Consider the following 6,143-nt stretch of genomic DNA (forward strand, 5'->3'; position numbering starts at 1 on the left):
ATCCACCTCCTTACAGCCCCTGTCCGTCATTCATCTTCGCCACAATCTTATTCACAACAAGCAAGAGGATAACATTAATTACCGTATTGAACAGACCGACCGCTGTTGAAAAGCTGTAATCTCCATCAATCAGACCCTTGCGGTATACATAAGTAGCAATGATTTCAGAAGCCGGAAGGTTTAAGTCTGTCTGCAGCGCATATGCCTTTTCAAATCCAATGCTCATAATATTACCTGCCTGCAGGATGAACTGGATCACTACCATATCCTTGATGGCAGGCCATTCCACAGTCTGGATCTGCTGCAGGATGTTTGCTCCGTCTATGATTGCCGCTTCCCTTAACTCCTGGCTTGCATTGGACAGGGAAGCCGTATACATAATGGAGGCCCATCCTGCTCCCTGCCAGATACCGCTGATAATATAGATAGAGCGGAATGCTTCCGGCATTGTCATAAAATTAATATCACTTCCCAATAAAAGGTTTACAGGGCCAGTTACAGAGAGAAAGATCCGCACGATACCGCAAAGCACGATAACTGACACAAAATTTGGAAGATAAAGCACCAGCTGTATCTTTTTCTTAATGGCAGTGCTCTGAATTCTGTTTAACAGAAGCGCCAATATAATCGGAACTGGGAATCCCCATAATAAACTGTACACACTCAGCTTTAATGTATTTGCCAGATAGCCCATAAAATCAGGCGATGACAAAAACCTTGTAAAATGCTTAAAACCTACCCATGCGCTGCCTGAGACCCCTTTAAATGGATTATAATCCTGAAATGCAATCAAAATCCCGCTCATAGGCGCATACTTAAAAATCAATGTCAGCAATAATGCCGGCATTAAGAAAATCAAATAAAGCTGCCAGTGCTGCCTGATATATACCAGCGTATTGTGCAATCCGGTATCTGTGTTACTCTGTTTTCCATTTGAAACCGTTTTCGTAGTAGTTCTCATAATTTCCTCCTTTCTTCCAAATCCCTCCATTTTGCATCCTCCTACTCCTATTTCTCCTTTCTCCCTTCCGCAGGTTAGATTTGTGCATTTGTAAAAACCTTATTGAGATTTGTATACAAATTTTATAACATTAATTTTACATTTAGTCAATAAATTATATTGTATTTGACTAAATTATTTTTTACATTTTCATTTATCTGTGCAAATTGACGTAAATTATGTTGCATTATTCATTAAAACATTTTATTATAAATTTTCTATTTTTACATTTGACACATTTACATTTGTACATTATAATATAACCAATATTACAAACCATAAATCAATTGACATCATGTATTTTCAACATAAGGAGGTCTGTATGAGCGCTAGAGTTACCATTCAAGATATCGCAGACGAACTTGGCATTTCCCGCAATACCGTCTCGAAAGCTATTAATAATACTGGCATTTTAGCCGATGCAACACGGGAAAAAGTATTAAAAAAAGCGGCAGAAATGGGTTACAAACAATTTTCATATGTAAAAGTAGTCGATTCTGGCATGCCTGTATTGACCCTCTCAACGCCGAAAGAAAACACTGAGATTGCCTTATTCATAACTAATTTACTGGGAAACTCCCATTTTGCAACCGTTATGCTGGATAAATTTCAGAAAGAGCTTTCCGGGCTGGGATATACCCTTACCATGCATCGTATCCTTTCTGAAGAAATTGATTCCCTGACACTTCCTGCATCCTTTTCCAGAGATCGAACTGCTGGTATTATTTGTATTGAAATGTTTAATTATGAATACGACAAAATGATTTGTAATCTAGGCCTTCCGGTTTTACTTATAGACGCTCCGGCGCCTTGCTTCAAAGAACCATTGGAAGCAGATATCTTACTCATGGATAATCAGTCCAACATCTATCTGTTCATTCAGGAAATGATCCGACGTGGGAAGACAAACATTGGATTCGTCGGCAACCATCTGCATTGCCAGTCCTTTTTTGAACGGTACGCCGCCTACCGGCAGGCACTGTACCTGTCAGGACTTCCCTGCCCCGACAAGTATTGCATCACAGGCAATTCGGCAGAAAACCAGGATTTTGATTCCGCAGTTTATCAGGATTATCTGGCAGAATGCCTGCAAAAAATAAGACGCATCCCAGACGTATTACTATGCGCCAATGATTTTGTTGCAATTGACACAATGCAGGCACTGAAAAAACTGGGGTATTCTGTTCCGCAGGATATCTATTTGTGTGGATTTGACGATTCGCCGGACGCAAAGATTGTTACGCCTGCGCTTACTTCTATCCATATACATAGCCAGATTATGGGGTACTACGCCATAAACCTTCTGATGTCCCGTATCAATGAACCTTCCTTGAATTATTGTACGGTACACACAGAAACGACTCTGATTTACAGAGAATCTACGGAAAACTAAAAACATTTTACAAAAAACAAGGAGGAAAACATGAATAATTTATTGAATCTGGATGGGCCGATTATGCGCCTTATCAACAAAATTGTTTACAGTGTTTATCTGAACATTCTGTGGTTCATCTGCTGCATTCCCATCGTAACCATCGGCGCATCAACCACTGCGCTTTTCTATGTTACATTAAAAATATCTAAAAATGAAGAAGGCAATCTCACGAAAGCTTTCTTCCACTCTTTTAAAGAGAACTTCAAGCAGGGCACCATCATCTGGCTTATCCTTCTCATTCTTGGGATAATCCTCGGCATTGATGGGTATGTCGTATATCATATGCGGTTTGAAAATGCACTCTGGACTCTTTGCACTGCGTTTCTTATTGTAGCTGCTATTGCCTATGCCGTTGTCCTGATGTATATCTTCCCCCTTTTGGCAAGATTTGACAATACAATTGGCGCCATGTTTAAAAACGCGCTTTTTATGGGTATCCGCTTTTTATTCTGCACCATATCAATGGCTGCCATTTATTTTATGATGCTGCTGGTTGTGATTCGTTTCTTTACCCCGGCTGTCATTTTTGGGGAAGGGCTGTGCGCATTGCTCTGCTCTCACCTGCTATCCAATATTCTGCTGCTCTGCCAGGAAAAGACGGAAGTCAACCAAGAGTCCACTTCCGAATTGTTATAAATTAAGCCAAAGGAATATACTTATGAGACTTAGAGAAACTTCATCCACCAAAAAGGAAAAATGGAAACAACTTCACGGAATGCAGAAAGTATGCTATATCTGGGACTATTATAAATTTCCAATTTTCATCTGCCTGCTCTTCTTCTATATCATCATATACACGGTTTATGGGCATTTCAGCAAGAAAACTGCGGTGCTCTATACCGGTCTCATCAATGTGTCTGTCGATGGGCAGTTAAACGCCCAGCTAAGCGATGGCTTTCTGGATTTTGCAGATGAAGATGCTGGCAAAAAAGAGGTTCCATTATATACCGGGCTGTACCTGACCAATGACCAGAATAACCCCCACCACGAATATACCTATGCCTCCCGCATAAAAATACTCGCCTCGATAGACGGCGAGCAGCTGGATGTAGTTCTGATGAACAAAGAAGCGTTCGATGCATTCTCACAGAACGGATATCTATGCAACCTGGAAAAACTGTTTCAGGAATCTGCCCCTGATACTCTTCATGAAATAGAGCCATATCTTGTCACCAACATATCTATCCTGGAGGATAATGCTGATGATCTGTCTTTGGATAGTTCCCTGTCTTATCAGGCTGTTACGGAAGAATATCCTATGGGGCTCAATGTGTCACAAAAAGGCATCTTCAAACAGGCTGGTTTTGAAGATGACGTATATCTTGGCATAATCAAAAATTCGCCGCGTACAGATATGGCAATAAAATATATTGATTATCTGTATTCAGAGAACAAACCATAGCCCTTTGGAAAATATTTCTGGATGAGCATGCAAGCGCGCCTGGTTCCGAGACTTTTGAACCTTTCGCTCCCCTGACCGCCCAGCACATACGTTTCCGTTCTTTCCCCATACATTCATACTTCTTGAAATCCCTTCTGGCTTATGCTAAGATATTTCTATAAAAATGACATTCTATCCGCAAATATTAGTTCAAAACATTCAATTCAATCGGGAAGGGGCATCGACATCCATGTACAGAACATTCAATACCAATGGATACTGTAATCCAAAGCTGCATTATATGGTGGATCTATCCAGCCGTCTGAATGATATAAAATCCATGATTGATGATGGGAAATATTTCACCATAACCAGAGCCAGGCAGTTCGGTAAGACGACCATCCTGACTGCTCTTGCAGACTTTTTATCAGAAGATTACGAAGTAATCAGCCTGGATTTCCAGGCAATCAGTTCTGCCGATTTTGAGTCTGAGCAGCGATTTGTGGCCGCTTTTTCAAACGAATTTCTGTTTTCCGCCAAACACATGCATCCAGAAATACAGGAAAATCTGGAACGATATACATCGGATCCATCTCAACGGGCAACTCTGTCTGTATTATTCCGAACTCTCTCTCAGATGTGCCGGATATCCGATAAAAAAATTGTCCTGATCATTGATGAAGCCGATTCCACCGCCAACAATCAAGTATTTATTGATTTCCTTGCACAGCTTCGGGCATATTATCTGAAACGGATGAAAATATCTGTTTTCCAGTCTGTCATTCTGGCCGGCGTTTATGATATAAGGAATATTCCCCGAAAGATCCGCCCTGAAGAAAAACACAAAGAAAACAGTCCCTGGAATATTGCAGCTGATTTCCTGGTGGATATGAGCTTCTCTTCTGAAGAAATAGCGGATATGCTTCAGGATTATCAATCCGACCATCATACTGAAATGGATCTCTGCCAAATGGCCCAGCTCCTATATGACTATACCTCCGGATATCCCTATCTGGTATCCAGGCTCTGTATGTTTATGGATGAGAGAGTCGCAGAACATGCATGGACAAAAGAAGGCTTTCTATCTGCCGTGAAAATGCTCCTGGAAGATGATAACCCCCTATTTCAGTCCCTAATGAATAAATTAAATGACTTTCCTGAACTGAACCATGTAATTTCACAGCTTCTGTTCCAGGGGAAAAGCATTGCATATAACGCAGATGATCCTGCGGTTCAGAATGCAAAAATGTTTGGGTTTGTAAAAATAATCAATTCCAACGTCCTGCTTGCAAACAGGATTTTTGAAATGCGCCTGTACAATAAGCTTCTTCTGGATTTTAAGGAACAGAACAACGAGATTTTTACAGAAAGCATGCGGCACAAAAATCAGTTTGTAATAGATGGGCATTTAGATGTCAGAAGAATACTCGAAAAATTCGTTGAAGTTTTTGACTATTTATTCGGTGATGAACATGAATCATTTCTGGAAGATACAGGCAGGAAATATTTTATGCTATTTTTGCGCCCTATTATTAATGGCACTGGGAATTGCTACGTAGAGGCCCGGACAAGAAACCAAGAACGGATGGATCTAGTGATTGATTACCTGGGAGAACAAAGTATTATCGAAATGAAGGTTTGGCATGGAAATGCTTATCTTGAACGGGGAGAAGAGCAGCTTGCCGCCTATCTTGATTATTATCATTTGAAAAAAGGGTATCTGCTCAGCTTCAATTTCAATAAGAAAAAAGATATTGGCATAAAAGAAATTGTCTTTGGTGATAAATTAATCATTGAAGCGGTTGTATAAAAGATTCCATATACAGCTGGAAAGCCGGGAATCAAGTTACAGAAAAAGCAGCGAATCGTTTTCTTGATTGAAAATCGTGTTCACTGCTTTACCCTCTGTGCTAAGTCAGCAAGGGGCTGTCGGGAAATAGCGATTTTGCCCCTGATAAGTAAGAAGGAGACAGTCCGGTAAATACTCAGGCTTTTTTCAAGGACCTGGATTTCTACCGGACTGTCTCCTTCCTTTTGCAGTATCTATTTTAGGGCGCAAAATCCCCTTGTTTGGATTTTGAGATGCGCTCCTTTGTCCTAAGCTGCTTTCTGCTCTTTTTTTCCTTCATATTTTTCGATTTCATGATGTAGAAACCGGTGGTATTTCATGATATTCCGGCCGATCGCATACAGCATAAACTCTTTATATACTTTTTCTGCCGAACGGTAGTTGAACCTCCGAAAGTCCTCGTTTTCCTTTATATCCCCGAAATGATGTTGTATCATAATACTTGACACTTCCACTTCACGGGTTTATAAAAAAAGAA

5 protein-coding genes and 1 pseudogene are annotated in these 6,143 nt (G+C 40.5%); 4 read left to right on the forward strand and 2 right to left on the reverse strand.

The annotated features are described in order from the left end of the window. Positions 1-10: 10 nt before the first annotated feature. On the reverse strand, positions 11-961 hold the full coding sequence (locus tag E5329_RS16680) for an ABC transporter permease (RefSeq protein ID WP_135990613.1): 951 nt from the start codon (positions 959-961) through the stop codon (positions 11-13). A gap of 361 nt (positions 962-1,322) precedes the next feature. Between E5329_RS16680 and E5329_RS16685 the strand changes: the two genes are divergently transcribed. The 4 genes from E5329_RS16685 to E5329_RS16700 all read left to right on the forward strand — a co-directional run bounded on the left by E5329_RS16685 (position 1,323) and on the right by E5329_RS16700 (position 5,626). Beyond that, positions 1,323-2,393: a LacI family DNA-binding transcriptional regulator gene (locus E5329_RS16685; RefSeq protein ID WP_135990609.1), complete on the forward strand. Its 1,071-nt coding sequence runs from the start codon at positions 1,323-1,325 to the stop codon at positions 2,391-2,393. Between the two features lie 30 nt (positions 2,394-2,423). Then, positions 2,424-3,071: a YesL family protein gene (locus tag E5329_RS16690; protein WP_135990610.1), complete on the forward strand. Its 648-nt coding sequence runs from the start codon at positions 2,424-2,426 to the stop codon at positions 3,069-3,071. A gap of 22 nt (positions 3,072-3,093) precedes the next feature. Then, the gene (locus E5329_RS16695) at positions 3,094-3,837 is read left to right on the forward strand and encodes a hypothetical protein (RefSeq protein ID WP_135990611.1); all 744 of its coding nucleotides are present in this window, start codon (positions 3,094-3,096) and stop codon (positions 3,835-3,837) included. Between the two features lie 229 nt (positions 3,838-4,066). Then, complete coding sequence (locus tag E5329_RS16700) at positions 4,067-5,626, forward strand: AAA-like domain-containing protein (protein WP_135990612.1); 1,560 nt, start codon at positions 4,067-4,069, stop codon at positions 5,624-5,626. Between the two features lie 287 nt (positions 5,627-5,913). Here the strand turns inward: E5329_RS16700 and E5329_RS16705 are convergent. After that, a pseudogene (locus E5329_RS16705) lies at positions 5,914-6,099 on the reverse strand (transposase); the annotation flags it as partial. Positions 6,100-6,143 lie beyond the last annotated feature (44 nt).

The sequence above is a fragment of the Petralouisia muris genome (assembly GCF_004793545.1).
Classification (GTDB): Bacteria; Bacillota; Clostridia; order Lachnospirales; family Lachnospiraceae; genus Petralouisia; species Petralouisia muris.

What these genes read in the sequence shown, in the direction of transcription:
- E5329_RS16680 (WP_135990613.1), bottom strand. Translation starts at nt 961, where the DNA reads ATGAGAACTACTACGAAAACGGTTTCAAATGGAAAACAGAGTAACACA.
- E5329_RS16685 (WP_135990609.1), top strand. Translation starts at nt 1,323, where the DNA reads ATGAGCGCTAGAGTTACCATTCAAGATATCGCAGACGAACTTGGCATT.
- E5329_RS16690 (WP_135990610.1), top strand. Translation starts at nt 2,424, where the DNA reads ATGAATAATTTATTGAATCTGGATGGGCCGATTATGCGCCTTATCAAC.
- E5329_RS16695 (WP_135990611.1), top strand. Translation starts at nt 3,094, where the DNA reads ATGAGACTTAGAGAAACTTCATCCACCAAAAAGGAAAAATGGAAACAA.
- E5329_RS16700 (WP_135990612.1), top strand. Translation starts at nt 4,067, where the DNA reads ATGTACAGAACATTCAATACCAATGGATACTGTAATCCAAAGCTGCAT.